The sequence below is a fragment of the Enterococcus sp. DIV1304_2 genome (assembly GCF_050555445.1).
In the GTDB taxonomy this organism is placed as follows: Bacteria; Bacillota; Bacilli; order Lactobacillales; family Enterococcaceae; genus Enterococcus_B; species Enterococcus_B pernyi.
On record NZ_CP187851.1, the window covers coordinates 2,268,162 to 2,294,192 of the forward strand.

The window sequence follows — 26,031 nt, forward strand, 5'->3', positions numbered from 1 at the left end:
TATCAATAGTTTTAGACATAGCAAAGATTTTTCTCCCGCTACACAAAAAAACAGGAACCACATCAAGTGGCCGCCTGCTTTTCGTCGTTTGGAAAGTAAATGTTTTTCAGAAAACAATCAAATCGAATAATAACACATATTTTTTTAAAATGAAAGACTAGAAATATTTTTTCAAAGGAATACAATAATTTGTGTCTCTAAAAATAATCGAACACTATATATTGTGTTTAAAGGAGTTTTTATTTATGCGTAATTATTTCAGATTTTTGTTCCATCAATTAAAAGGCTGGCCTCAACAGAATTATTATCTATTCTATTTTAGTTTAGGCTGCCAAGTCATGACTCTTGTGAATCAGCCAATCACTTGGTTGTCGATCATTACCTTTATCGGGACAAATCTGGGGGTGTTGTGCATTTTATCAATCAATGCCGCCAAATCAGTCAACGGTATTCTAGGAATTCTCTCTGCCATTTGTTTTATCATCGTCGGTTTTTCTGCCAAAAACTACTTGAGTATCGGCGAGCAAATTGCCTATATGGTCACATTAGATATCCCAGTTTTATTAAGTAAAGAATGGAATCATAATATGGCTTCCAAAATTCGAGAATTTAGTGGAAAAAGTTGGTTGATTGCATTAACCGGGACTGTTTTCGTTTACTTGGTCTCAGGTTACTTGATTGGTACGTACACAGATGATCCTCGTCCTTGGATCGATGCTATTGCTTTTTCAATCAGTCTTTCTGCTGGTATCATTAGCTTCCTTCGCTACAACAATCAATATTATTGGTGGCTTGCTTCTGGTCTTGCACAAATGGTCTTATGGTATGTTTCCTATACCCATGGATCTGCTAGTTTAGCTATGTTTATCAATAGCTCTGTTTACTTGATCAATGACTTATTAGCTTTTACTGTCTCCCCTTGGTACAACAAAAAAGAAAGAGTGCGTATGCAGCGCATGGAAGCAGAATATTTTTCGCACCATGTTTCTTGATGGAAAACAATAAATAAACTTGTACTAGAAATTGGTTTGTTTTTCAAACCTCTTACTAAAGCGAGAAAGTCACCCAAAATAGGATGGGACTTTTCTCGCTTGGTTCTAGGTATCGTCATACCAAGATTCTCTCAGCGGTTCGAGTCAACTAAATCAAATCCTTGAGCAACATTCTAATGTCTCCATCCATCGTTTGTATCACTGATTCCAATTCTTGGAACTTTTTTAATGCAAGCTGTTGTTCTGAAGTAAATACATAGTCTGCTTGTTCATATTCTTGGATCAAAGAGGCGACTGATTGTTTTTTGATTTTCTTTGCAAGTTCTTGCCATTCAGTTTCTGTCACAGTTTTTGTTGTAGCTTGCTGTTTTTCTTCGCGTTCTTTGCGTAAAATCTTTAGAAAACCATTTCTCATCACACGAGGAATACTATCGAAAAAACCGGTCGTAAATCCATAGCGTTGATACTGTTGCCAGACTAAGTGATAAATTTTCGGTTGGATAAAACGCTGTTCTTTTGCTAATCGGTCGACGTCTACAGCTTCTTTCTTCGATCCTTCTCGTAGATTAGCGATGAACTCTTCAAAAAAAGCGACAGATGGTTGGCTTGTCTCTGCCAATGAAACAGACGACCAATCTTTTTGGAGAAATAGTTGATAGTTAGTCAAGAACGCTTCAACATCTTTAGTCAACTCTTCTGAAAAATCCTCAAATAATGATTTTTTCTCAAGGATTTTTTTCGGCTTTTCTTTTGCCTGATAGCTAACTTGTTGGATGTACTTTTCCATTGCTTGATAGTCTGCCAGATAAATCGGTAACTGGGCATGACGAAATTCGGCGATTCGTGTAGTTCGCTTTTTATCTGGTAAAATTGGTTGTTTCAGCCGACGATTATGATACAACATTAGACAATATTCTTGCCAGAGTCGTTCAGGAAAGGCAATATTTTGTTGTTTCAGCCAAAGGATCTCATCCAGCGCTAGATCCACTTTAGTCATTCCCTGATTGATCGACACGGCAACTGTTGGACTAACGTGCAAGTGTTCTGCAAAATGATTGATCCCTAGTTTTAATTCCTTACCCGTTTTAGGTGAACGAACGATATATTGGACTTTCAGTTCACGGCCACATTCACAATAAAGTTTTTGTTGTCTGCGTGATGTGCGATAAAATGGATTGATCTTAAAGTCAGAAAAAATCCAATCCGTTGCTGCTAAATAGTTTTCTTCCAAAAAACGCGAGTGGATCAAATAACGACGATGTTGATCAATGACGATTCGTTGTTGTTTCGTCAATCGTTCATAGATTTCCCATCGTTGGCTACTTGTATATTGTTTGGAGATTTTTATTGGGTAGTGTTGCTTGATTTCTTTTGGGAACCATTCGTCAAAAATTGCTTGCCAACTTTCATTCATACCTTTCACCTGCCTTTCTAAATAAAGAGAGTAAAAATAAATACGTTCAAAGAGCAACAAAAAAGCCGAAAATAATGTGAGCTATTTTCGGCTTTTCGCTTTTTTCATACGTGAAGCTGCGGCTGTGACAGCAGTGTCTTGATCTTACTGTTGGAGGTCAGCTTCTGGAACACCATTTATCTGTTTGTATGGGCACAAGATGCCTAACGTCCTAGACCTCATCTACCATTTGCTTCGATTCGGCTAACTATCAGTGAGTTGTTCCTGCGTTACCTGAAATATCTTCTTTGTTGTTGACTGCCGCTTCTATCGCATAAGTCAATGAAGCCGCAATATCATCAAGTGACATTGCCGGTGTCCCTACAGGGCGGTCGATGACTTGATCTGGTGAGAATGGCACATGGATAAAGCCTCCACGAATCGTTGGGAACTCTGTTTCGATCAAGTGTAACAATCGATACATGATGTCGTTGCAAACAAACGTACCAGCTGTATAAGAAATATATGCTGGTAAACCATGTTCATGGACATTTTTTGTCATTGCTTTGATTGGTAATGAAGTAAAGTAAGCAGCTGGGCCATCTGCTTCTAACGGCGTATCAAATGGTTGGTTGCCTTCATTATCTGCAATACGCGCTTCAGCTAGATTGATTGCTACGCGTTCAAAAGAAATTGCTGAACGTCCACCCGCTTGCCCCACACAAATCACGATCTCTGGCTGATGTTCTTGGATCGCTTCTTTTACGACTTGACCACTTTTACCAAAAACAGTGGGAACTTCTAATTTGATGATTTCTGCACCGGCAATTTCAGACGGCATTTTTTTGACTGCTTCATAGGCAGGATTTACTTTATCTCCACCAAATGGATCAAAACCAGTTACGAGTACTTTCATTTTTCATTCCTCCATTATTCTATAAAATGATCGTTCATTTCATCATTCAAAGATTTATTTAAACAACAAAAATTGATTGTTCATCACTATTATATTTAACACGTTAAGTCATTCAAAATAGAGTGACTCAGTGTCTGTCTATTTTAACAAAAAACATTCAATAATGAAACGCTTAGCTGTTCAGAAAAAGAATCAATCTTCCCCATATCTTATGGAAATCGTTGATTCTTTTTCGATCAATAAACTTATTTAAATAAAATCATATACACGATTTGGAAAACCAGCATGAATACAGCAACGAATAGTTGATTCTTGATCACGCCGTATTTATCTTTCATTTCTAACATCGCCACTGGTACCACGTTGAAGTTAGCAGCCATCGGTGTCAACAACGTTCCACAGAAACCGCATGTCAACGCGACCATACCGATCAATGCTGGGTTAGCCCCTTGACTAAAGACAAAAGGAGCACCGATTCCGACTGTCATGACGGTGATTGCCGCAAAAGCATTCCCCATGATCACTGTAAATAGAACCATTCCTAGCGCATAGATGATGATACCAATATTGACATTTCCTTCTGGAACGATCGTACCGACTGCACTAGAAATCACGGTACCAACGCCTGCACTCGTGAAGACCGCACCCAATGAAGCTAATAGCATCGGTAACATACTTAAAGGACCGACTGTACCTAACATGTCTGAAGCATCATCCAAGAAAGTCGTTGGTCGATTATCTCTTGAAAAGAACATCAAGATCAACATCGCTACAAATACCCCAACACCTACACCGACTAAAGCACCTAAATCAGTGAATAGTGCGAATAAAATGGCAAAGATCCCAATACTCAATGCCGGAATAAAGATTTTCATCCCTAACTTATCTGACATCTTTTCCATGTATTCTTTTGATGGCAAACGACTTGCACCTTTACTCACTCTTTTGGTGATTGCTGGGATCGTCATCGCGAAAATCAAGATTCCATTGTAAGTTGGAGATATCCAACGTCCAGCAGCAATCACGACTCCTAAAACTGTCCAGAAAAAGGCAGAACCAAATCGATGCGGGTTACTTTTATCAAAGGCATTACGAAGACCCGTATAGATCAAGACTAGTCCCATCAGGATATATAAGATTTCTAATAATTTTTCACTTAGTAATACTTCAGAATTTGTAAAAAAGGTCAAAAAATCCATCTTATTTCTCCTTTCCTGAATAGTATTTCTTCGCTAATTTCTTTTCTTTTAAATAGAAATAGACACTCGCCACGACTAGAGCTGTGATTGCGACTGGTATTTGCACCAGTGCCAACTGACCAAGAGTTACTTCGTAGCCTAAGTCTTTTAATGTGGATTGTACTAATAGAGCACCTGCCCCACCGATAAATAGTACTTGACCAAAGAACCAACAAATATTTTCCATCGCTGAAGACATTCCTTTTAATTCCTCTTCATGTTCCGGATTGACGGTTAATCCTTTTGATTCAACGGTACCTAACGCCATTGGCATGATGATTGGACGTACAAAGCCGGCAACCCCACCAAAGCTGACATTGAAAGCTGCAAAGATCATTCGGAAAACACCATAAATATCGATGATCATTCCAGCTGACACTTTCTTGAAACGTTTGATCAACGTTGCAGCAGACTCCTTCAGACCATTGCGTTCTAACGTACCAGTTGCTAACATAATGATAATAAAAATTGCCATTCCTCGGTTATTCACAAAACTTGTACCTAATGTTTCTAGCATACCTTCAAGACCTAATCCACCAGTAAATGCGGTCACGACTAACGCAACCATGACGATCAAGATCGAATCTAACTTGAAAGCAAAACCAAGAATAACAATCAGTACGCCTAAAAGGCTAAGATAATTTTCCATCCGTTTTCCTCCTAAAAATTACATGATATTTTTTCATTATAAAATAAAATTGATTGAAAATATAGAGAATTCTTACAAAAAAAAATTATATATTTTAAAAATTCTGTCAATTCCATAACAACAAATGACTTGAAGTCTTATTTATACTGCCAATTTTCTTGAACTACATAACATTTCTTTACATCTAACTAAGGAATCAAAACTGTAATGTTTGAAACAACTCATAAAAATAAATGAGACGTTTCTGGGACATTAGTCCTCTCTCCCCTAAAACCGAATAAACGACAGGAACAGAAGTAACCTCTTCGAAAAAACAAGGCACCATCCACAAGAATTTGAAGAACAATTTTTGTGGATGGTGCCTTATTTCTTGAGGCTGAACACTTCTGTTCCGACCTCGTCTCATTTGTTTAAACAAGCTAGTCATTTGTTTCTTAATGAACAAAAGAAAAAACCAAGTAGATGATCCATAGATGTAGCGGATAAAACAAGTAGAAAAAGTACTTGTCGAATGCGCGTCCTGTCCCACCTAGTCTACCGTTATAAAGAATGATAAACGGAATCACTGTGACCATCATAAATTCGTTATCAAACGTTAAAAATTGATACAATGATTGATATTCCGGCATTTGTGTGTAGGATAAAATTGCTAGACAAAATAAAATCAGCGTATAAACAAAAATGCCTAGAACCAATTTCCCTCGTTCTTTTTTCTCGCGGAAGAAATACATTAGTAACAACATTGGAACTAAATACATGCCACCTTCTGAAAAAGCTACCGTGATCATGATCAATAAAAATGCTACTACTAAAAGCATCACTTTTCTCCAAAGTGTTTTTCCTTTTATTGTAGAAAGAAGCCACATCAAGCAAAACAGCAAAAATAATGTCAAAAAGATATTATGTGGACCTAAAAATAAATAAAAGTTTGGTTGATGATTATATTCACTGATGTAACTTCCTGTTAATAACTGATAGATGATATTTCCGATAGCTACGACGAAAGCCGCCAGTCCTAATCGTTTCGCATACTGATATTTACTATGGGTATACTTGAAACCTTCAACTAATAAAAATACAAATAATGGCGCAACAAAACGTCCCAACCACGAGACCCAACTTGGTAATCCTAATTGCATCCCAAAATAACTATTGATATGATCAACGACCATAAAAACAATCGCTATCCATTTCAATTGATAGCTCGTCAACCCTTTCACTCTCATATGTTCCCTCCATTTTTATACCTCAAGAATCAAGTATAGCCAATCACCGCCTACCTCGACCATCTTTCTCTCACCATTTTCTCTTACAAAATTGTTTGTTTGAACAATCATCCAAATCGTAACTACCTCATTGTGTGAGATGTGACAATAAAATCATTCTGATTCACTGAAATTGAGTATACGATCGTGTAAAACCATTTTGAGAAAGTCTTTTTTTTTTCAATCGAAGGAACAGATAACAGATAGCAAAAAACACCTGAGCAATGACCAGGTTTGGTCGATCGCTCAGATGTTTTTGAGTAATATAAAAAGAATGGTATTAAACTTTCGTAGGTTTTATAGATGTAACACTCCAGTGGCAAATAATGCCAATGCCACTACTCCAAAAATCGAGACTAACGAAAGCAATAAATAATCAAGTTTTGTCTGTGGAACAGCTTGCTGTTTTTCTTTTCTTGCTTTGAGATAAAATAAGATACCTGGTAAAAATAATACAAGAACGAGCATCACTTCATTGAAAGCGACAAATAGCATTGCCCAAATTTGAAAAGCACTTGCTAATGAGCCAACCAAGAATTGGACCCATTCTTTTCTTTGATAAGATAGTTTCATTTGATACAATCCTAAGAATAACCACGTAAAGAAGATCGCTGCTGTTCCGAGGGTATAAGCAAAGTTATAGGCACTATCTGTAAACAGTAGCGAAAGCAAAAAGACATTTGTACATAAAGTCGTTAATACGATCGCATATGTCGGTGCGCCCTTTTTATTGACTTTTCCCCAACGCGCTGGCAATAAGCCGTCATCCGCCATATTGCGCATCGTTTCAATGGGTAAAATCGTCCAAGATAACCATACACCGACCAGGGAAATGATCAGTCCACCATTGATCACGACAGCTCCCCATTTACCAACCATCATCTCAAACACATAGCCCATTGCTGGTTGCGTTTGGATTGTTTGGAGTTCTTCCATCGTCATCGTACCGTAAGGCAACATCGAAACTAAAACATAGATCACGATCAATCCAAAAATTCCTAAAATCGTGGCTTTTCCGACATCTGATTTTTTCTTCGCTCGTGAACCCACCACAGATGCACCTTCAATTCCAACAAATACCCAAAGCATCACCATGATACAACTTAGGATTTGACTTGAGAAAGGAATCGGCTGTCCATTGGCATTCAAGATGATATCACTTGAAAAATTATTGATGAATTGTTGCAATGAGAACGTGCTGATAGCAACAATGATAAATAAAAATAGCGGAACTAATTTACAAATTGTCACGATTGCATTGACGTAACTGGCATTTTCGACTCCTCGATTGACGAGCCAAGCATATCCCCACAAAAATATAGTACTGACGATGACCGAGGCGACATTTTGCCCCCCATCGAATACTGGAAAGAAATAGCCCAACGCACTCATCAATAGCGTAGCAAATGCCACGTTTCCTAACCAGCAGGTCAGCCAATAGCCCCACCCACTGATGAATCCCGAAAATCGACCAAAGCCAGCTTCGGCATAGCTAAAAATACCACCTTCTAATTCTGGACGTTTCTTATTGATATTATTGATTGACAAAGAGAGCATCATCATGGACGTCCCAACTAATACCCAGCTGAACAATGCTGGGCCACCAGCCGATCCTGAGATGTCGGTCATAATACCGAAAACGCCACCTCCAATCGCTGACCCAATCACTAAGGCCGCTAGTGGGATCAATCCAATACCTTTTTTCTGTTGCTCTGTGTCCATGTACGCATCCTCCAAAATAAACCGCTTTTATGCAAAGTATAGCAAAACTTCGTTTCATTTATTTTTTTCTAAATAATTCTAATTGAAATTTAATTGTAACTATTTTTTTCTAATTATACAAGGAAAGCGACCGCTTCTCTTCCTCTTCTTATCTACCCAAAAAACAAAAAAATGCTATACTGGATAAGAATGATTGGAGGACGATATCATGAATATCTTATATATCTCAATTTCTGGTAACACCCGAGGATTTGTCAAAAAATTAGCAGCATTTGCTGTGGAACAACATGAAAAAGATGCTTCACTTCCCTTAGTCCACCTGAAAGAGATCCATGAAAATAGCGACTTTGAAAAAGAAACTAAACCTTTCTTTGTGTTTGTGCCAACCTATCTAGAAGGAGGCAATGGCATTGACAGTGGTGACCAAGAGATTTTGACAGAAACCATGCGAGAATACTTGGAATATCAAGAAAATCATGCGCTTTGTCTTGGTGTTGTCGGTAGCGGAAATAAAAATTTTAACTATCAATATTGTTTGACAGCGAAACAATATGCTGAACAATTCGGCTTCCCTATGGTAGAAGATTATGAATTACGTGGTACACCAATAGATGTTGAAAGAATCTACCATGCCTTAGTTCAACGATATGGAGCTTAATAAAAAGCGCAAAATCCTTTGATTTTGCGCTTTTTATTATTTTACACTTTCCACATCCATCACAGGTGTTTTTGCTGTTACTTCACCTGTATGTGTTAAAACAAACGTTAGGACATGTTCCATATTTGTCAGGAGAACCATCATAGCGGTTTCTTTTCCTGCCTCTTTGATCGCAGCTAGATCCACGTCCGCTATCATCGTATCTTTTGTGACAGCTTGTCCTTCACTCACTTTTATATCAAATGGCGTTCCACCTAGTTCCACAGTATTGACTCCCATGTGGATCAATAGCTCTAACCCATCAGCTGTTGTTAATCCGATGGCATGTTTCGTTGGGAAAATAGAGCTGATGATCCCAGAAGTTGGCGCATAGATATGACCATTCGTTGGTTCAACAAAATACCCTTCTCCCATCATCTTTTGAGCAAATACAGGATCACTTGCTTGTTCGATTGATTGCACTGTACCATCTGCTACTGCACATAATTGAACGGCTTGTGTTTGATTTGTTGAGTCAGTACTTGATGCTGTATAAACAGGTGCTTCTTCTGCTAATTCTTCTTTCGCTAATTGTTCTTTAGGAATCCCGAATAAGAAAGTAGCTAAGAATCCGCCCGCATAAGCAGCTAATAATCCAAGGACGTAGCCAAACCATTTGCCACCTGAAATCAAAGGAATCAACGCTGCGCCAGAAGGACCAATAGCAATGGCACCAATATTCCCGATCAAGCCAATCACCGCACCACCGATACCGCCTCCAATACAAGCAGTAATGAATGGACGACCTAAAGGCAATGTAACACCATAGATCAATGGTTCACCAATCCCTAAAATCCCTACAGGTAACGCACCTTTGATCATTTCAGTCAATTCTTTGTCTTTCTTACAACGTACCCATAAAGCAAGCGCAGCACCAACTTGTCCAGCTCCTGCCATTGCTAAAATAGGCAATAATAATGTACGTCCTGTTTCATCGATCATTTGCACATGGATCGGAGTCAATATTTGATGCAAGCCAAACATGACCATCGGTAAGAATAATGTACCTAATACAAATCCTGAGAAGGCACCACCCACACTAAGTACCCAATTGATCCCTCCTACCATACCATCTGAGATAAAACCAGCTAATGGCATGATCAAGAAAATCTCGATCAGCCCGATAGCAATCAATGAAAGAGTTGGGGTCACAATGATGTCTACTGCATCAGGAACGATTTTGTGTAATTTCTTTTCAACGATTGAAAGCAACCAGACCGCAAAAATCACACCGATGATCCCACCTTGTCCGGCAGCAAGTGGCGTTCCAGTAAACAAGTTCGTCAAAGGAGCTTCTGGATTCATCCCCGTCAACATGACAACCGCACCGATTACTCCACCAAGTGTTGGCGTTGCGCCAAATACTTGAGCGGCATTGATCCCAGTATAGATGACAAGATAACTAAACATCCCATTTTTAAGAATGTTCATGATGTCGATGTACTGTTGCCATGATGCACCATCGATGGTTCCGGCTGTCACAAGGTTTGTCAATACTGCGGCAATCCCTGCAACGATCCCTGTACCAACAAAAGCTGGAATCATTGGGACAAATATATTCGAGATATCTTTTAAAATTGATTTGATTTTTGACGGTTTTTGTTTTGATTTTTGTACGTTCTTCATCTCTTGGGCACGTTCGTTGACCTTGTCTTTCCCTGATAAACCAGTTGTAACATTAGGGTTTCCAGGAATTTTTTCACCTAGTTTGACTCCTGCTTGGTCAACCATTTCTTGTGCGACTTTGTTTACTTTCCCTGGTCCGATGATGACTTGTAACTGTTCATCCTCAACTACCCCTAACACGCCCGGTATCGCTTTCAATTTCGCTACGTCGACCAACGATTCATCAATGACCTTCATCCGAACCCGTGTCATGCAATGGACAACGCTGTCTACGTTGCCCATGCCACCAGCTCCAGCATAAATTTGTTTTGCCAGCTCTGTCAAAGTCAATTCATTTTTTGCCATTTCCTTTTCCCCCTTACAACGTTCGTTTTACAAAGCCGTCTGCCTCAGCTAGTTTTCTTTTTGCTGTCTCTTTGTCACTATTCGTCAATAACATAACGATCGCTAGTTTAACATTTTGTTCCGCTTCATAAAAGTATTTTTCTGCTGTTTCATAATCCACTTCTGTTGCTTCCATGATGATTCGCTTTGAACGTTCGACTAATTTGTCATTTGTTGGCTTGACATCGACCATTAGATTATTGAATACTTTTCCGATACCGATCATACTGATTGTAGAAATCATATTTAAAATCAATTTCTGTGCAGTTCCAGATTTTAAACGTGTCGAACCTGTTAAAAATTCTGGTCCGGCATCTACCTCAATAGGAAAATCAGCATGTTGACTGATTTCAGCTTCTTTATTACAAGAAATCGTTGCCGTCTTTGCGCCGATTGCACGAGCATAGTCTAAGCCACCAATCACATAAGGCGTGCGACCGCTAGCCGCGATACCTACGACCAAATCATTTTCCGTCAAGTTCAACTGGATCAAATCTTCTCTCCCTAACTCAAGTGAATCCTCTGCACCTTCAACTGCGACAGTCATAGCCGCTTCACCACCTGCAATCAAACCAATGACCATTTCAGGCTCTACACCAAATGTAGGAACACACTCGGCTGCATCCAGTACACCCAATCGTCCACTTGTGCCAGCGCCCATGTAGATCAAGCGTCCATTTTTTTTGAAAGAAACAATCGCGGCTTCAATCACTGGTTCAATACTTGGTAGTTCTTTTGCGACAGCTGCCGCCACTTCATGATCTTCTTGATTCATCAAGCGAGCGGCTTCAGAAACACTCATCTCATCCAAACCAAATGTCTTTTGATTTCTACGTTCCGTTGTTAATTTATCTAAATCGATCGTCATTTCTCAATTCCTTCTTTACATTTAAATTTATAAATCATTCCTGCATGGATTTGTTGGATCAATGGCAAATCAGCCGAGATCACTCGTGCCACACAATTGACTTTTTCATCTGCTGGTAAATCTTCTTTCATTAGTTGGATTTCACCCATATAGCGAAGATACGCTTCATTATCTAACGTGACCGTACCTGTTTTCCGTTCATCTGTTAGTCGAGCAGGAATAGGAGGGATTTCTCTAAATCGTGCATCTGCACAACGTACCACAGCTTTAGCTTCATCTTGTCGATTCGTATGTGTACCTAAAATGATTGGACCAAATGTTGGGTCCAACAATGTCACATGCAATAAGATACCACCTGTTTCTTTATAATACGAAAATTGTTCCTGCGTGGTCAGCGATAGCCCACCGTCACCAATATAGATCAGATCCGTTCCACATGAAGCTAAGTCTAGCGCTGCTGCCAAAGGATGTTGGTAACGATGTTCTTCCAATGTTGGAAGTCCTTTGTATAAAGGCCCTCTCAACACTTCATCTCCTGGTACAAATCCTTGAATCGTAAATCCTTGTTCTGCTAACCATTGATTTTTTCTTTGGTACCACGATTTGTCTAACCCTGTTTCTGGGCGCGGATAATAATTGTGCCAAGCTTCCATCTGAGTAAAATCAGCACCTGCTTCTTTTAATTCTTGCACATCTTGTTCAGTGATCGTGCTTGCATTCAAACTGATTTTCAATTGATGAGACCACTTCGCAATCTGTTGGTTCGACAGGTGATAATCCATCCGCAGACCTGTCACCCCAATCTCTTTTAATGGCTCAAGATTTTCTAAGGAGAACCCTGCCAACTCTAATGCCTTACCCGATATATCTACCATCAACTCTAATCCGGTTGCTTTTGCTTCTTGGCCAAGTTCCGTCAAACGCCTTTTATAAGCTGAAGGATCATCTTCTGGAATATGCATGGATGTAAAGATACCAATAAATCCCTTCTCTGCCATTTCATGGATATACGTTTTCGTTTCTTCAGACAACTCTTGATTCATAAATACAGAAAAACCAAACATGTACTCTCCCCCTTGCCATGTATCCGCATTCATTTATAAATTGATTATACTTCGTATGAAATAATTTTTCAACATAAATATAAAATATATTAAATTTCATTTCTTGATAGTGTAAAAAAAAAACGAATCAATGAATTCATCTAAGCAACTAATCCAAAAAAGCCGAAAATAGTCCAACCTATTTTCGGCTTTTATAGATTATTCAGTTGATCAATTCTGACAGAATCCTTTAATCAATTTATGTAAGAATAGGTTTTTTGTGTTTCTTTCACTAACCTTTGTCTAAGGCTTTTTCTTGTTCGTCTAAAGCTAGCGACACTTTGTTGCCAAATTGCCCTTTGAGGGTCTCCTTCAATCCTGTACCTGCTGAAGAAATCGTGCGTTTTGCTCTATTTGTCTCATTCTTCCCAGATTGATTTGTCGTTCTTATTTTCAATCCCTTCTCACTTTTCAGCGCGATTCCAAGTGAACGAGTTAAGCATTTCTCCATATCTTTCTGATATTTCTCCCACCATTGATCAATCGTTTCAATCATTTCAAACATCTCAAAACCTCCATTCTTTTTAATCCAATTGTGCCAGTTTCTTACGATAGACCTGCTCGTTATCTTCTAGGTCAAGCTGGATTTTCTTTCGTTGATGGCGCAATTCCGTCGACAGATCCTCTTCTAAACGAGAAATCATGATACGTCCATAGTCAAAGGCCTCTTGTGGTTCAGAAAAAGAGCGCAAAATCAATCGGAGATCTTTGTAAGTTGCTTCCGCTAGCTCATGGACTTTTCTTTCTGTTGCAATCATTGCTTCTTCTTGCTCTGATAACCCTCGTTTCGTTGCTTGATATGTTTCATAAAGCTGTATTTCCTGACTCAATTTTCCTCTCCTCCTTTTATACCCCAAACAATTGATTCGCTAATTCTTTGTCACGTGCCACCATTTCATTGATTTTTCGGGTGATTTCATCGGCGAGCGTTTGAAACTGTTCCGACATCTGATCGATCTGGCGGATCTTATCTCTAAATTCCTGTGTTGGCTCATCGACAATCTCCCATTTTGTACAATTAACTTCGGCTAATGTTTCAATTACCTCGTTGTACGTCAAATGTGGCGTATAATTGCGTACTCTTCCCAACCAGTCATTCCATAACTCTTCCAACTCCGTGATCCCGTTTTGGTAAATCACGCGAACATTGCTCATCGCCTCATCAAATTTACTTGCTGCGGTCCGTACGACAGCTAATGCTTGGCTATCCTCTAAATAAATTTTTTCTGATTGAGAAAGTCCGCCACCACTTGCAGTCAGCTTCTGCTGTAACTCTTTTAATGTCAAGAACTCTTTGATTTGAACCTTGAGCCACTCATTTTCTTCTTTCAAACGCTTGATTTCATCTAGCGTATGCTCGCCACTGACTGCTAGTAGTTTGATCATTGCTTCGTTTTCCAAAAGTGTTTGTTGCCACAAAGTTGGGGCTAACAAGATCCCCCCATTGCCATCGACGTATACGATGATCTGTCCATGCTTATCGATATAATTTCCCTCTTCATCTGTTCTGAATTGATCCAGCGAATGGCCAAATGTTTCCCAGCCCGAATTATCGATTCCAAAACTATTGATTGGAAGCATCCCTTTCCCACCAGTGAAAAGCCCACTCGTGACGACATCCGAAGTGTCGTAGATATTGATCAGGGTACCGGGATGATTATCAAATAATGCTTGTGCAAGCCCTGGTCCCGCCGCGCCGTACGTCACACTGTCATAACCATTGAGCCCTGCGACAAAAAGTGCTTTAGCTCCACCTAACGAGTGCCCAGTCGTTGAGATCGTATAGCCATCTGATTTGGGATACTGCTTTTCAATTTCACGGGCATAGTTCAAAGCGGAGAAAAATGCGCCATCTGGATGTTTATTACTTCGACCAATTTCCTCAAGGTTTGTGTGCCAATCTTTGAGCGAAGTCGTGCCAGCATAGGCAATCGTAAGGTTTTTGGTGATGACGGAATCGGGGAAGCCAGGTACTTTTTTTAATTCATTATCACTAAGTTTTTTGAATTCATCTTTAATTTCTGCTACTACCATTGCCTGCATACTGTTTTTCTTTGGCTGGGATTCATTAGCGATTTTGTCTTTATTGGTATTCACAGTACCTATAACTATATGATCTGTTCCAAGAGGTCTATTACCATATTTAACTTCGCCACTCTCTAATTTATAAATAAATTCAGATAAGTATCTATTTTGATCCATTAATTTATTCCCCCTGTATAATAGATTATTTGATCATCTGAGATACCGATTTCCTGTTTTTCGTTTTTTTCATCTATAAAATAAGGCCCATTACCTCTGCCACTAGCTATTCTATAAATAAACTTATCTGTTTCAGCAGATCTTGTGTTTAGCCCTACTTCTTCTTGATAAACATCATTAACTGTGAAATAGATGACTAATGAATTCATCGGACTAATCGAATATCCAGTAAATTCTATTTTGTTTATATCTATATATTTCCTAACACTTACCACTTTTTCTACATATTCTTCTGTTGTCAAATCCCCATTGCTATATTCTTGTGTAAACCTATCAGTTTCCTCATCATTGGTTGTATATAACCGATAGTTATTGTATACATAATTCGCCAAATCTTTCTGTATTTCCAGCAATTCTCGAAGATCTTCTTCTCTTTTATCCATATGCATTTTTCCTCCAATTCCTCCTAAAATAATTACTACTAATACACCTAACCAAAGTCGTTTCTTCATAGCTCCTCCTTTCAGATTCTATCTTGTTCTATATATGTTCAGACTATGCTTCTCGCTTATTCTGGAATTTTTATGTAATATATATTTTTTTCATAGTTATGTACTTCTACAATAAAAGATAATTATATGAATAGGTAATACGTCATAACCGTTGATTTCTCTCACCAATTTCCTCAAGATTTGTATGCCAATCTTTGAGCGAAGACGTGCCAGCATAGGCAATCGTAAGGTTTTTGGTGATGACGGAGTCGGGAAAGCCTTTGACTTTCTTTAGATCTTCATTATCAAATGTCTTATAACGATCCTTAAGTTCAGCAACAACCATTGCCTGTGTACTGTTTTTCTTTGGTTTAGATTCATTACCAATTTTATCTTTGTTGGTATCTAGGGTATTTATAACAATATAGTTTTTATTTCTTTTTATCCTATCACCTACGACTAGATTACCATTTTCAACTTGATATACTTCATCTGAGAATCTTCTATTTTGATCCATTGAATTATATCCCTCCATTGTAAAATACAATCTTTATTTCGCTTAGTTGATTACGATTGGGATATTCTAGCTCTTCTAAATAGTATTTATTACCGGGTTTACTTTTACCTGAATCGATATCATAAATCCATTTATCAGTTTCAGCAGATTTGACACCTAATGTAGCAATTTGCTTATTTGAATCATTTATCAAAAAATGCACTTTTAAAAAATTCATTGGACTTACTGTATATCCAGTAAATTCTATTTTCTCAATATCTGTATACTCTCTGATACTCAACATTCTTTCTAAGTATTCTTCGGTTGTTATTCCTCCTTCTTTTTGGTATTCCTCTACGATTTCCTCTTGTTTCTTAGGATCTCTCTTGTAGAGCCGATAATTGTTATACATATAATTCGCCAAATCTTTCTGTATTTCCAGCAATTCTTGAAGATCTTCTTCCCTTTTATCCATATGCATTTTTCCTCCGATTCCTCCTAAAATAATTACCACTAATACACCTAACCAAAATCGTTTCTTCATACATCCTCCTTTCAGACTTCTTTTAGTTTTATATATGATCAGAATAAGCTCTTTACTTACTCTGGAATTTTTTATATAAGATATAACTCTTTTTATAGTTATGTATGGCCACGATAAAAAATTAATTATTTCAGTAGATACTTTGTCATTGTCTTTGATTGCTGCGGCAAGAAGTGTACTTTAGCTCCACCTAACGAGTGTCCTGTCGTTGAGATCGTATAGCCATCTGATTTGGGATACTGCTTTTCAATTTCACGGGCATAGTTCAAGGCAGAAGCAAATGCACCATTTGAGTGTTTATTGCTCTCCCAGATCTCCACGAGGTTTGTATGCCAATCTTTGAGCGAATTCGTGCCAGCATAGGCAATCGTCAGGTTTTTGGTGATGACGGAGTCGGGGAAGCCAGGTACTTTTCTTAATTCATTATCACTAAGTTTTTTGAATTCATCTTTAATTTCTGCTACTACCATTGCCTGCGTACTATTTTTCTTTGGCTTAGATTCATTGCCGATTTTGTCTTTATTGGTATCTATGGTATTTATAACTAAATAATTTTGTTTTTCTCCAATTTTAGTGTTCAGTTCAATTTCTCCATGCTCAACTTTATAAACCTCATTGGAAAAATCTCTATTTTGATCCATAATTATAAACCTCCGTAATAATATTCAATTATTTCAGTAGGTGTTTCTATTCCATTAGGAAATTCTCTTACTTCTATAAAATACTTGTCTTCAGTTTTTTTTCTACCTATATCGACATTGTAGCGCCATTTATTTGTTTCTGCGGATTTTACTCCCAAAGTTGCGATATGCTTGTTAGAGTTATTCAAATTAAAATGTACTTCTAAAAAATTCATTGGACTTACTGTATATCCAGTAAATTCTATTTTCTCAATATCTGTATACTCTCTGATACTCAACATTCTTTCTAAGTATTCTTCGGTTGTTATTCCTCCATCTTTTTGGTATTCCTCTACAATTTCCTCTTGTTTCTTTGGATCTTTCTTGTAGAGCCGATAATTGTTATACACATAGTTCGCCAAATCTTTCTGTATTTCCAGCAATTCTTGGCGATCTTCTTGTCTCTTATCCATATACATTTTTCCTCCGATTCCTCCTAAGATAATGATCACTAACACACCTAGCCAATACCGTTTCTTCATATATCCTCCTTTCAGACTTCTTTTAGTTTTATATATAATCAGAATAAGCTTCTTACTTATTCTGGAATTTTTTATGTTAGATACAATCTTTTTTATTGAACGCTCTGATTTTGATAGTTATGTATGTCCACGATAAAAATTAATTATTTCAGTAAGTACTTTGTCATTGCCTTTGATTATTGCGACAAGAAGTTTGCTTTAGCTCCACCTACTGAGTACCCTGTCGATGAAATCGTATAACCCTCTGACTTTGGGTAATGTTTTTCAATTTCACGGGCATAGTTCAAAGCGGAGAGAAATGCTCCATTTTAGTGTTTATTGTTTCCTCAAATTTCAACGAAGTTTGTATGCCAATCTTTGACCGAAGTCGTGCCAGCATAGGTAATCGTAAGATTTTTGGTGATGACGGAGTCGGGGAAACCAGGTACTTTTCTTAATTGCTGTTCATTATAACCAAGATATTCCTCTTTTATTTTAGCAACTACCATTGCTTGCATACTATTTTTCTTTGGCTTAGATTCATTGCCGATTTTGTCTTTATTTGTATCTATTGTATCTATAACGATAAATTGAGTCCCTTTTACTAGTTTACCGATTTTTACTAGACCGTTTTCGATGCGATATACAAATTTAGATATCTTTCTATTTTGGTCCATTAGTCTATCCCTCCCCTATAGTATATAATTTGATCATCAGGGAGTATAAGTTGAGTTTTTGCTTCTTTTTCAGTGATATAATAGGGACCCTCACCTGTACTATTTGTTATTGTATAAATGAACTTGTCTGTTTCTGCTGACCTTGTATCTAACCATACTTCTTCTTGATAGACATCATTAACTGTGAAATAGATAATTAATGAATTCATTGGATCAATGGAATATCCAGTAAATTCAATTTTAGTTATCTCCTCATATTCTCTGACCTCCAACAATGCTTTCAAATATTCTTCCGTTGTCATTTCACCTTGTCCGCGGTCATACTTTCTGAAAATTTCTTCTTCTTTCTCCCGATTGTTTACATAGAGACGATAATTATTATATACATAATTCGCCAAATCTTTCTGTATTTCCAACAGTTCTTGACGATCTCCTTCTCTTTTATCCATATACATTTTTCCTCCAATTCCTCCTAAGATAATGATCACTAACACACCTAGCAAAAGCCGTTTTTTCATATTTCCTCCTTTATCTATGAATGTCTTTTACTCCATATTATTTTCTATCATAAGGTTAGTCTCTTTTTAGTTATATACGTTTTTCCCGCTCAATTGTTTTTATGTAAAACTTCTCACTATGCCTATGGTCGTATCACTAAGGATTGATATCGAATGTTTTTTAATGAAAAAAGACATCTAAAACAGAAGGATTTCTGCTTTAGATGTCTTTATGACTATAAGATTATTCGCTAACTGTTACGTCGCCTGTTACTGATGCGTCGTTTTCGTCAAGTTTTGCTGAATCTTGGTATTCTTGTTTTTCAAATGTTACGTTACCCTCTACTTTTGCTCCGTCTAATACAAAGCCGTTCGCTTTTACAAGTACGTCACCTTTGATTGTTCCGTGAACGATATTTGTGTTTTCTGATTCAACGATCAATGTTGGAACAGTGATTGTGTATTCAGCAGTTACGTTACGGTCATCGTCTTGTGAGTACAAAGCAATTTTACGGTAGATGTCTGCACTTGCATCATCTTTGTCATGGAATTCGCCTGCGATAGTTACATCATTTGAGAATGTCACATCACCTGTTGCTGCAACGATCCAGTTACCGTCAGCTGACATTGCTTTTTCTAAAACAGCTGGATCATCACTGATTGAAGCTGTTGATACAACATCTGCTGAACTTTCTGTTGTACTTACTTCTGTTGTTGATGAAGCTGAACTAGAATTAGATGAATCATTGTTGTCAGCACCACAAGCTCCTAAAGCCAAAAGTGCTGTTGCTGTTAAACCTAATAAAGATAATTTTTTTGATAACATTAAATTTCTTCCTCTCTTTTTGTATTCCTATGAAATTATACCATGAAAGCGTACTTATGTGAAATAATCTTCATGATAAGAAAAAATATTTTATATAGTAGAAAATTTACGATAACATCCTCTAGTTATTCTTGTTACGCCAAGAATAAAAACAGCTAGTCAAATGTAACTAATTCCGTATTTTCAACAAAAAAGTCAAAGAATGTGTCATTTGGCATCGGATGAAAATAGGCATTGATGATTCGGATCAGGGCATTATGACAAACAAGCAAGTAGACATTATCCTCATCTTCTAAGCACTCTTTTAACAACGGCGTGATCCGTGCATACACATCTAAAACCGATTCCCCATTTGGAAAACGTACTGCAAAATTTTGGCGTGCACGTTGAAAGTCTTCGTCTTCGCTAGGACGCCCATCATAATCCCCAAAATCCATCTCGATCAGTCGTTCATCCACTGTCATAGGTAGATTAACTTTTTTGGCTACCGCTTGTGCCGTATCTCTTGCGCGTTGCAAAGGGGAATGGATGATCTTTGTGATCGGTACCTCCAAGTTTGCAACTTTTTCAGCGAGTTTTTCTGCTTGTTGTTTCCCTTTTTCTGTTAATTCGATGTCTGCATGGCCACAAACTAAGCCTTGAGCATTCCAAGTCGTTTCGCCATGTCTAGTAATATATAACATTAGATAACTCTCCTTTATTTTATGCTCTTTCAATTTTATCATACAATTTCAGTCCAAATGGATCATCTGCTTGGAATCGACGACGTTCGATTAGCCTTAGTGATTCAAATGTGTGTTTCTCTTCTTCTCAAGTCGATTCTTTTCGTTGAGACTTTTTCTAAGAATCGCTGGTCATGGTCGACGATCAACATCGCTGGTTTGACTTGTACTAAAAGCTGCTCGATTTGTTCTTGATTGAACACGTCCAGATAATTCAATGGCTCATCCCAGATATAAAGATCTGCGGATTGTGCAAATGATTTGGCTAATTCCACTTTTTTTCTTTGCCCCATACTCATGTTTTCAATGGAGGTATGAAACACGTCTCTTTCCATTCCTAATTTACGAAGATTATTTAAAAAGAGTTCCAAGTCTAGCTGATTCTTTTGCGCAAAATCTGTTAATGATCCGGTGTTATCTTCATAGTTTTGGCGAACATAACTGATGCTGATTGTTGCTGGACGTGTGACATCCCCCTTGGATTGACCAGTAAATTCCCCAAGTAAATACTGGATGATCGATGATTTACCACTACCATTAGGTCCAGTTATTGCCACACACTCTTGTTGCTCGATGCTAAAGCTGATAGGATCGAATAACATCTCTTCATAGCCTAATTGTAGATTTTCTACTGTCAATAAGCGTTTATGATGCGACTGATTTGGGCACATGTTCAATGAATCGATCGACTCTAGATCTTTCAGTAATTTCTCTTTCTCACTAATTTGAGTTTCCATCCGATTGACGATCGCTTTTGAACGTTTCATTGTACGAGCAGCATCCGCTCCAATTGCGCCACGATTGACACGCCGTGCTTCGGTATCAATAAAGCCAACACGTTTTTTTGTTTTGTCTCCTTCTCGAGAGTTAGCCCACTCCGCTTTTTCAGCTGCGGTTTTTTTCAAACGTCCGACTTCTTTTTTGATTTTTTGGTTTTGTGCTAACTCAAACTCATCTTTTCTACGCTTTTGTTCTTCGTAGACGGAATAATTTCCTTGATAGATCACTAATTGACTTTTTTCGATGACCAAAAGATGGTCAACGACTTCATCAATAAACTGACGATCATGACTGACAACAATAAACCCTTGTTTTTTCTTATTCAGGTATTCAGCTACTTGCTGACGCCCAATCACATCTAAGTGATTTGTTGGTTCGTCAATCAGTGGAAAATGCAGCTCATCGGTAAATAAGAGAGCCAGCAATACTTTTGTTTTTTCTCCGCCGGAAAGGGAATCGTATGGGCGCCAGAGAATTTCCGGATCTGCTTGCATCAACATCAGCTCACGCTCGATCTCCCATAACTCACCATCTGAAACTTCTAACAACACATCATAGGTTAGTCGATTCGTTTCCCTGACCTGTTGTGGAAAATAGACAAATTCTTGTTGATGGGTCACTTGTCCTTGATAAGGTAGTTTGTTTTGCAAAATAGTTAATAACGTCGTTTTACCACGACCATTTCGACCAATCAGTCCTAATTTCCATGTGGAATCAATATTTAAGTTTGCTTGATCGAATAACAGATCGTCTTGGCTGTCATAGCCAAACGTCAATTGTTTGATTTCGATTTTAGACATTTATCTTCACCTCGTTATAAAAAAGACCAGTCCTATTTTCAGAACTGGTCAAAGAAGATGAGTACAAAAAGAGACCCACTCATTGAAAGCAGCCAATTCTGAAAATCTGCATACTATCCCCTTGAACGAACAAGGTATAGTTAAAATGCAGCTTCAACAAATTGACTTACTTTTTCAATGCGCGGATCCCTCACTTTGTCTTTATTTGCCACTAGGTTACCATAGGTGTTTTAAGACTGTCAACCAATAAATTATTGAAACAAGCCACTGATTGCCTGTGAAAGCAGTCTGACGTTCTCAAGTGTTTCTTGATGATCCAATGCCTTATCAAGAGAAGTTGGGCCAGTTTGGATACTAAATACACTAGGAAGAATCGTCGTTAATTCACCTAAATCTTTTTCCCGACTCCCACAGAACGCTACAACTTTTTTGTTGTGTTTTTTTGCCAAAGAAGCCACACCATAAGGCACTTTCCCATGAATTGTCTGTTGATCGATCCGTCCTTCTCCTGTAATCACGATATCGGCTGATTTGATTTTATCTTCTAAGTCTACTAACTCAGAGACAGTCATAAAACCTGCTTTCATCGTAGCCCCGACAATGGCTAGAGCGCCTCCGATTCCACCAGCTGCGCCACTGCCAGCGAGTTTATTCAAATCAATTGCTGTGCTTTCCTTGATTTGTTCAACGACCTTTTCTGCTTGGGCTTCCAAAAATGCTAGAGTTTCTGGTGAACCACCTTTTTGTTTCCCAAATAGTTGAGTCGCCCCCTGTTTGCCAGTGTAAGGACTCGTAACGTCCGCTGCGATCGTCAATCGTTGCTCGATTCGCTCTAATTGAGAGACGTCGATTGTCTCGATAGATAACAAAGGATTCCCTTCTGTAACGCCATTTAGTTTCGCCCCTAATGACTGCAATAAACCTAAGCCTCCATCAGAACAACCGCTACCACCTAATGTTACGATAACTTCGTCTACTTGCTGATCCAAAGCATCTTTGATCAACTCTCCTAAACCAAAACTTGAAGCTAACCGGATCGTTTGATCTGTCGGTTCGGTCAACAAGTCCAATCCAATGACTTCCGTCGATTCAATGATGGCTAACTGACGGTTCTTTTTTTGTGTCAGTAAATAACGACATGCTTTTTTCCGAAAGAGCAAATCCGGACAAAAAAGTGTTCGCCATTCCCCGCCTAAAGTAGCGTAAATCACTTCAGCAGTTCCTTCGCCACCATCTGCGATGGGTTGATTGACTGTTTGTTCCGCCTCCCCCCAGCCTTGCAATGCTGCTTGGTTGAGTTCAATAGACGATGCGCTACCTTTAAACGAATCGATTGCTGCAAGTAATTTCATTCTGAGACTCCTTTTTCTGCGATGATTGAACAACGTGTTTTTCTTTAACTATATCATATCTAACGTGCTTCAATACCGCTATATTCATAGATAGAAAATACTTTAGGATCATAATCGATAAACCGCTGTGACCAATTTTCTACATCAAAAAATTCGATGATCTCACGATCGACGGTTTGATAAGGGCTATTTAAGAATGCAGGAAGTTCCTCCAAATTCCTTTCTTCCAACAAGAAAATATTTTGTGGATTGTAGAAACGATACCCGGAAATTGCTTTGTTATCAGTGACTAATTTTTTTTGGAAGAAAATAGATTCAAATGTTCGTAAAGTCACACCACTTTGACCTTCTCGCAACAATTCCAAAATACCGGTCGAACCATTCGTCTTTTGCAAATATTCTGTATAGGTCAGATACCCTTCTTGATCATTTCCACGACTTGGTAAAATATAAAAGTTTGTTGAAATACCTAACTGTTCAAATGCGGCTTGATAATCATCTGCTCGTTGTTTTCTGCCGTTATCAGTTGCTCCAAAGAACAGATCAGTCGTGACTTCAGCTTTTGGTAATTCCATCTCTTTTGAATAAAAAGAACTATTATGTTTAATCCCTAACTCTTTTGCTTCTAAAATATCAAAATGGTAAATGTCATCAATTGCTGGTTCTGCTTCTGCTTTCTTCAATAATTGAAGGTGTTCTTCTTTAAAATGGTTCCAAAAGAAGAGAATGATCTTCGCATTTGTGTACGGTCGAATACGAGAAGCAAATGCCACATCAAAACCATAATCTAAAAAAATAATTAGTTTATATTGATCGAGTTGCTGTTGGAACGATGACATAAAGGAATCATCCATCAAATCTTTTGCTGAGATGACGTCCATTGTTTGTACGTATGGGAAAAAATATAACGCCTTATTTTTCGCTATAAGCAATCGTTCGTGTTGGCTCATAGTTATCAACTCCTTATTTTTACTTACTCAAAACAAACCTATTAATTATGGGTTTCCTCTTATAATAGCCCTGTATGAAAGGAAAAAGCGAATGAAACGCTTTCGTTTCAAGTTATTTTTTATAGAAATATAACAATAATTATCAAAACAGATAAGAGTTCTATGATTGTTTCATTAAAAATTACAAAAAAGTTTTCAGAATAGTTGTAATTGTCAGACAATTTGTTATTATAGAGAATATTATTTTATAACCTATTTGTTTTTTCATTCATGTTTTTAGAAAAGAGGGTTTTTGATGGAACGTACAGAACAAACAAAATTAAAAAAACAGCTAAGCTCCAGACACATCACGATGCTTGCTTTGGGTGGTGCAATTGGTGCTGGTTTATTCAAAGGAAGTGGTGAAGCCATTGGGATCGCTGGTCCTGCGGTCTTGCTTGCTTTTTTGATCGGTGGTGGTATTTTATTTATTGTGATGAGTGGTCTGGGTAAGTTAGTTTTAGACGGTGGGGATACACAACATGGATTGTCTGGCTTGATTCGCCCTTATTTAGGTAATCATTCTGCGGATTTCGTCGACTGGGTCTATTATTCCATGTGGATGATCAATATCATCGCTGAGGCTGTAGCAGCAGCTTCCTTCTTACAATTATGGTTTCCGCATGTACCTGCATGGTGTTTCATCTTGCTTTTAGCTATTTTAACGACTCTGATCAATCTTTATTCTGTCCGCTTGTTTGCTGAAACCGAATATTGGTTGGCTTTTGCGAAGATCAGTGTCATTATCTTGATGATTCTTTTCGGGTTATATCTCGTCGGACAACAAATGTTAGGAACTGGAATTTTCCCTACATTAAGTCAATTGACTGATCACGGTGGCTTTACTCCCCATGGATTAAAAGGGGTCGTTAGTTCATTACTTGTCGTTATCTATTCATATGGCGGGTCAGAATTGATTGCAATTACTGTCAGTGAAGCGGACGAGCCTAAAAAAGCCATACCAAAAGCGATAAAAGGGGTCATGGGCCGAATTGTTTCCTTCTATATTATTCCGCTTTTCTTATTGCTGATTCTTTTCCCTTGGAATACTTTAGCTGGTTCTGCGGTTAGCCCGTTCGTCTTGGTGTTTGAACAGATGAATATCCCTTTTGCTAGTGATATCGTGAACTTCGTCATTGTCTTGGCACTCTTTTCATCGATCAATTCTGGCGTTTATGCTTCTTCTCGTCTCTTGTTTTTCCGTTTGAAAGACAAAAAAGGCACCGCCAAGAAACTGGCAAAGTTGAACAAACATTATGTGCCACAACGTGCTGTATTATTTTGTACCAGCGTGCTATATCTAGGGGTCATCCTTTCCTATTTCGTAGGTGACAAACTTTTCGGTTACTTAGCCGGTTCTCTTTCTTATACGGTACTCGTGATTTGGCTAATGATCAGCGCTGCCGCTTTTCGTTTAGCATTGAAGAAAGGCACTTGGCAAGCCAAAAGTTTTAATTTATTTGCTTTGATCGCGTTAAGCTTGATCTTGATTGGGATACTCATGACAAATTCAATTGGTGTAACGGTCTTGACAGCTTTATTATATGCGGTGATTTTCTTTAGCTATCAAAAGAAAAAAGATGTCTTTGCGATAAAAAATGAGCCTTTTTCTTCGATTTGATTGATGGTAAAGATAGATAACTAAAACTTCCCCATGAACC

The 26,031-nt window shown here is 38.0% G+C and carries 25 protein-coding genes and 2 pseudogenes; 3 read left to right on the forward strand and 24 right to left on the reverse strand.

Annotated features, from left to right (window positions below):
* Positions 1–245: 245 nt before the first annotated feature.
* Positions 246–992 (forward strand): nicotinamide riboside transporter PnuC, encoded by a 747-nt coding sequence (gene pnuC, locus IGJ14_RS10500; protein WP_019723707.1) that lies wholly within the window; start codon positions 246–248, stop codon positions 990–992.
* Between the two features lie 148 nt (positions 993–1,140).
* Here pnuC and IGJ14_RS10505 read toward each other — a convergent pair whose 3' ends face one another.
* From IGJ14_RS10505 to IGJ14_RS10530, 6 genes are all read right to left on the reverse strand, one after another.
* Positions 1,141–2,406, reverse strand: a complete 1,266-nt coding sequence (locus IGJ14_RS10505; RefSeq protein ID WP_430607737.1) for a hypothetical protein — start codon at positions 2,404–2,406, stop codon at positions 1,141–1,143.
* 250 nt (positions 2,407–2,656) lie between these two features.
* Complete coding sequence (pcp, locus tag IGJ14_RS10510; RefSeq protein ID WP_019724428.1) at positions 2,657–3,301, reverse strand: pyroglutamyl-peptidase I; 645 nt, start codon at positions 3,299–3,301, stop codon at positions 2,657–2,659.
* A 245-nt stretch (positions 3,302–3,546) separates the two neighbouring features.
* Positions 3,547–4,491 (reverse strand): DUF979 domain-containing protein, encoded by a 945-nt coding sequence (locus IGJ14_RS10515; RefSeq protein ID WP_029594256.1) that lies wholly within the window; start codon positions 4,489–4,491, stop codon positions 3,547–3,549.
* Between the two features lie 10 nt (positions 4,492–4,501).
* A complete protein-coding gene (locus tag IGJ14_RS10520) occupies positions 4,502–5,188 on the reverse strand; it encodes a DUF969 domain-containing protein (RefSeq protein WP_023520114.1) in 687 nt (228 codons plus the stop codon).
* Positions 5,189–5,622: 434 nt separating this feature from the next.
* Complete coding sequence (locus IGJ14_RS10525; protein WP_430607740.1) at positions 5,623–6,414, reverse strand: TraX family protein; 792 nt, start codon at positions 6,412–6,414, stop codon at positions 5,623–5,625.
* A gap of 336 nt (positions 6,415–6,750) precedes the next feature.
* Positions 6,751–8,175, reverse strand: a complete 1,425-nt coding sequence (locus tag IGJ14_RS10530) for a basic amino acid/polyamine antiporter (RefSeq protein ID WP_023520116.1) — start codon at positions 8,173–8,175, stop codon at positions 6,751–6,753.
* Between the two features lie 208 nt (positions 8,176–8,383).
* Here IGJ14_RS10530 and nrdI point away from each other — a divergent pair, with 208 nt between their 5' ends.
* The gene (gene nrdI / locus IGJ14_RS10535) at positions 8,384–8,833 is read left to right on the forward strand and encodes a class Ib ribonucleoside-diphosphate reductase assembly flavoprotein NrdI (RefSeq protein WP_430607743.1); all 450 of its coding nucleotides are present in this window, start codon (positions 8,384–8,386) and stop codon (positions 8,831–8,833) included.
* 36 nt (positions 8,834–8,869) lie between these two features.
* Here the strand turns inward: nrdI and IGJ14_RS10540 are convergent, their stop codons facing one another.
* The 18 genes and pseudogenes from IGJ14_RS10540 to IGJ14_RS10625 all read right to left on the reverse strand — a co-directional run bounded on the left by IGJ14_RS10540 (position 8,870) and on the right by IGJ14_RS10625 (position 24,331).
* A complete protein-coding gene (locus IGJ14_RS10540; RefSeq protein ID WP_195274276.1) occupies positions 8,870–10,843 on the reverse strand; it encodes a glucose PTS transporter subunit IIA in 1,974 nt (657 codons plus the stop codon).
* Between the two features lie 13 nt (positions 10,844–10,856).
* Complete coding sequence (murQ, locus tag IGJ14_RS10545) at positions 10,857–11,750, reverse strand: N-acetylmuramic acid 6-phosphate etherase (protein WP_195274274.1); 894 nt, start codon at positions 11,748–11,750, stop codon at positions 10,857–10,859.
* The gene (locus IGJ14_RS10550; RefSeq protein ID WP_195274272.1) at positions 11,747–12,814 is read right to left on the reverse strand and encodes a DUF871 domain-containing protein; all 1,068 of its coding nucleotides are present in this window, start codon (positions 12,812–12,814) and stop codon (positions 11,747–11,749) included. The genes murQ and IGJ14_RS10550 overlap by 4 nt, the downstream gene beginning before the upstream one ends.
* 271 nt (positions 12,815–13,085) lie before the next feature.
* Positions 13,086–13,358, reverse strand: coding sequence for a hypothetical protein (locus tag IGJ14_RS10555; RefSeq protein ID WP_010734740.1), 273 nt, complete (start codon positions 13,356–13,358; stop codon positions 13,086–13,088).
* Between the two features lie 19 nt (positions 13,359–13,377).
* Positions 13,378–13,683, reverse strand: coding sequence for a hypothetical protein (locus IGJ14_RS10560; protein WP_065096410.1), 306 nt, complete (start codon positions 13,681–13,683; stop codon positions 13,378–13,380).
* A 16-nt stretch (positions 13,684–13,699) separates the two neighbouring features.
* Entirely contained in the window at positions 13,700–15,055 is a 1,356-nt protein-coding gene (locus IGJ14_RS10565) for a lipase family protein (protein WP_430607748.1), read from the reverse strand.
* Complete coding sequence (locus IGJ14_RS10570) at positions 15,055–15,567, reverse strand: hypothetical protein (RefSeq protein WP_195273245.1); 513 nt, start codon at positions 15,565–15,567, stop codon at positions 15,055–15,057. Before IGJ14_RS10570 ends, IGJ14_RS10565 begins: the two co-directional genes overlap by 1 nt.
* A 151-nt stretch (positions 15,568–15,718) precedes the next feature.
* Positions 15,719–16,063 (reverse strand): annotated as a pseudogene (locus IGJ14_RS10575) (triacylglycerol lipase); the annotation flags it as partial.
* Between the two features lie 4 nt (positions 16,064–16,067).
* Positions 16,068–16,586, reverse strand: coding sequence for a hypothetical protein (locus tag IGJ14_RS10580; protein ID WP_207463579.1), 519 nt, complete (start codon positions 16,584–16,586; stop codon positions 16,068–16,070).
* 167 nt (positions 16,587–16,753) lie between these two features.
* Positions 16,754–17,227: pseudogene (locus IGJ14_RS10585) on the reverse strand (lipase family protein); the annotation flags it as partial.
* Between the two features lie 2 nt (positions 17,228–17,229).
* Positions 17,230–17,748: a hypothetical protein gene (locus IGJ14_RS10590; protein ID WP_195273247.1), complete on the reverse strand. Its 519-nt coding sequence runs from the start codon at positions 17,746–17,748 to the stop codon at positions 17,230–17,232.
* Between the two features lie 326 nt (positions 17,749–18,074).
* On the reverse strand, positions 18,075–18,404 hold the full coding sequence (locus tag IGJ14_RS10595; protein WP_229053915.1) for a hypothetical protein: 330 nt from the start codon (positions 18,402–18,404) through the stop codon (positions 18,075–18,077).
* A complete protein-coding gene (locus tag IGJ14_RS10600) occupies positions 18,404–18,922 on the reverse strand; it encodes a hypothetical protein (RefSeq protein ID WP_195273248.1) in 519 nt (172 codons plus the stop codon). The genes IGJ14_RS10595 and IGJ14_RS10600 overlap by 1 nt, the downstream gene beginning before the upstream one ends.
* A gap of 223 nt (positions 18,923–19,145) precedes the next feature.
* Complete coding sequence (locus IGJ14_RS10605) at positions 19,146–19,727, reverse strand: polymer-forming cytoskeletal protein (RefSeq protein ID WP_019723609.1); 582 nt, start codon at positions 19,725–19,727, stop codon at positions 19,146–19,148.
* 155 nt (positions 19,728–19,882) lie between these two features.
* Positions 19,883–20,410 carry a histidine phosphatase family protein gene (locus IGJ14_RS10610; RefSeq protein WP_195273249.1) on the reverse strand — a complete coding sequence of 176 codons (528 nt, stop codon included), beginning with the start codon at positions 20,408–20,410 and terminating at the stop codon, positions 19,883–19,885.
* 104 nt (positions 20,411–20,514) lie between these two features.
* On the reverse strand, positions 20,515–22,029 hold the full coding sequence (locus IGJ14_RS10615) for an Lsa family ABC-F type ribosomal protection protein (protein WP_195273250.1): 1,515 nt from the start codon (positions 22,027–22,029) through the stop codon (positions 20,515–20,517).
* Between the two features lie 251 nt (positions 22,030–22,280).
* Positions 22,281–23,381, reverse strand: a complete 1,101-nt coding sequence (locus IGJ14_RS10620) for a glycerate kinase family protein (protein WP_108145848.1) — start codon at positions 23,379–23,381, stop codon at positions 22,281–22,283.
* A gap of 59 nt (positions 23,382–23,440) precedes the next feature.
* Complete coding sequence (locus IGJ14_RS10625; protein ID WP_065096059.1) at positions 23,441–24,331, reverse strand: oligosaccharide biosynthesis protein Alg14; 891 nt, start codon at positions 24,329–24,331, stop codon at positions 23,441–23,443.
* 295 nt (positions 24,332–24,626) lie between these two features.
* Between IGJ14_RS10625 and IGJ14_RS10630 the strand changes: the two genes are divergently transcribed.
* Entirely contained in the window at positions 24,627–25,991 is a 1,365-nt protein-coding gene (locus tag IGJ14_RS10630) for an amino acid permease (RefSeq protein ID WP_195273251.1), read from the forward strand.
* The last annotated feature ends 40 nt before the right edge of the window (positions 25,992–26,031 follow it).

Coding starts and splice junctions, on each gene's coding strand:
- pnuC (WP_019723707.1), top strand. CDS start 246: ATGCGTAATTATTTCAGATTTTTGTTCCATCAATTAAAAGGCTGGCCT.
- IGJ14_RS10505 (WP_430607737.1), bottom strand. CDS start 2,406: ATGAATGAAAGTTGGCAAGCAATTTTTGACGAATGGTTCCCAAAAGAA.
- pcp (WP_019724428.1), bottom strand. CDS start 3,301: ATGAAAGTACTCGTAACTGGTTTTGATCCATTTGGTGGAGATAAAGTA.
- IGJ14_RS10520 (WP_023520114.1), bottom strand. CDS start 5,188: ATGGAAAATTATCTTAGCCTTTTAGGCGTACTGATTGTTATTCTTGGT.
- IGJ14_RS10525 (WP_430607740.1), bottom strand. CDS start 6,414: ATGAGAGTGAAAGGGTTGACGAGCTATCAATTGAAATGGATAGCGATT.
- IGJ14_RS10530 (WP_023520116.1), bottom strand. CDS start 8,175: ATGGACACAGAGCAACAGAAAAAAGGTATTGGATTGATCCCACTAGCG.
- nrdI (WP_430607743.1), top strand. CDS start 8,384: ATGAATATCTTATATATCTCAATTTCTGGTAACACCCGAGGATTTGTC.
- IGJ14_RS10540 (WP_195274276.1), bottom strand. CDS start 10,843: ATGGCAAAAAATGAATTGACTTTGACAGAGCTGGCAAAACAAATTTAT.
- murQ (WP_195274274.1), bottom strand. CDS start 11,750: ATGACGATCGATTTAGATAAATTAACAACGGAACGTAGAAATCAAAAG.
- IGJ14_RS10550 (WP_195274272.1), bottom strand. CDS start 12,814: ATGTTTGGTTTTTCTGTATTTATGAATCAAGAGTTGTCTGAAGAAACG.
- IGJ14_RS10555 (WP_010734740.1), bottom strand. CDS start 13,358: ATGTTTGAAATGATTGAAACGATTGATCAATGGTGGGAGAAATATCAG.
- IGJ14_RS10565 (WP_430607748.1), bottom strand. CDS start 15,055: ATGGATCAAAATAGATACTTATCTGAATTTATTTATAAATTAGAGAGT.
- IGJ14_RS10570 (WP_195273245.1), bottom strand. CDS start 15,567: ATGAAGAAACGACTTTGGTTAGGTGTATTAGTAGTAATTATTTTAGGA.
- IGJ14_RS10580 (WP_207463579.1), bottom strand. CDS start 16,586: ATGAAGAAACGATTTTGGTTAGGTGTATTAGTGGTAATTATTTTAGGA.
- IGJ14_RS10590 (WP_195273247.1), bottom strand. CDS start 17,748: ATGAAGAAACGGTATTGGCTAGGTGTGTTAGTGATCATTATCTTAGGA.
- IGJ14_RS10595 (WP_229053915.1), bottom strand. CDS start 18,404: ATGGACCAAAATAGAAAGATATCTAAATTTGTATATCGCATCGAAAAC.
- IGJ14_RS10600 (WP_195273248.1), bottom strand. CDS start 18,922: ATGAAAAAACGGCTTTTGCTAGGTGTGTTAGTGATCATTATCTTAGGA.
- IGJ14_RS10605 (WP_019723609.1), bottom strand. CDS start 19,727: ATGTTATCAAAAAAATTATCTTTATTAGGTTTAACAGCAACAGCACTT.
- IGJ14_RS10610 (WP_195273249.1), bottom strand. CDS start 20,410: ATGTTATATATTACTAGACATGGCGAAACGACTTGGAATGCTCAAGGC.
- IGJ14_RS10615 (WP_195273250.1), bottom strand. CDS start 22,029: ATGTCTAAAATCGAAATCAAACAATTGACGTTTGGCTATGACAGCCAA.
- IGJ14_RS10620 (WP_108145848.1), bottom strand. CDS start 23,381: ATGAAATTACTTGCAGCAATCGATTCGTTTAAAGGTAGCGCATCGTCT.
- IGJ14_RS10625 (WP_065096059.1), bottom strand. CDS start 24,331: ATGAGCCAACACGAACGATTGCTTATAGCGAAAAATAAGGCGTTATAT.
- IGJ14_RS10630 (WP_195273251.1), top strand. CDS start 24,627: ATGGAACGTACAGAACAAACAAAATTAAAAAAACAGCTAAGCTCCAGA.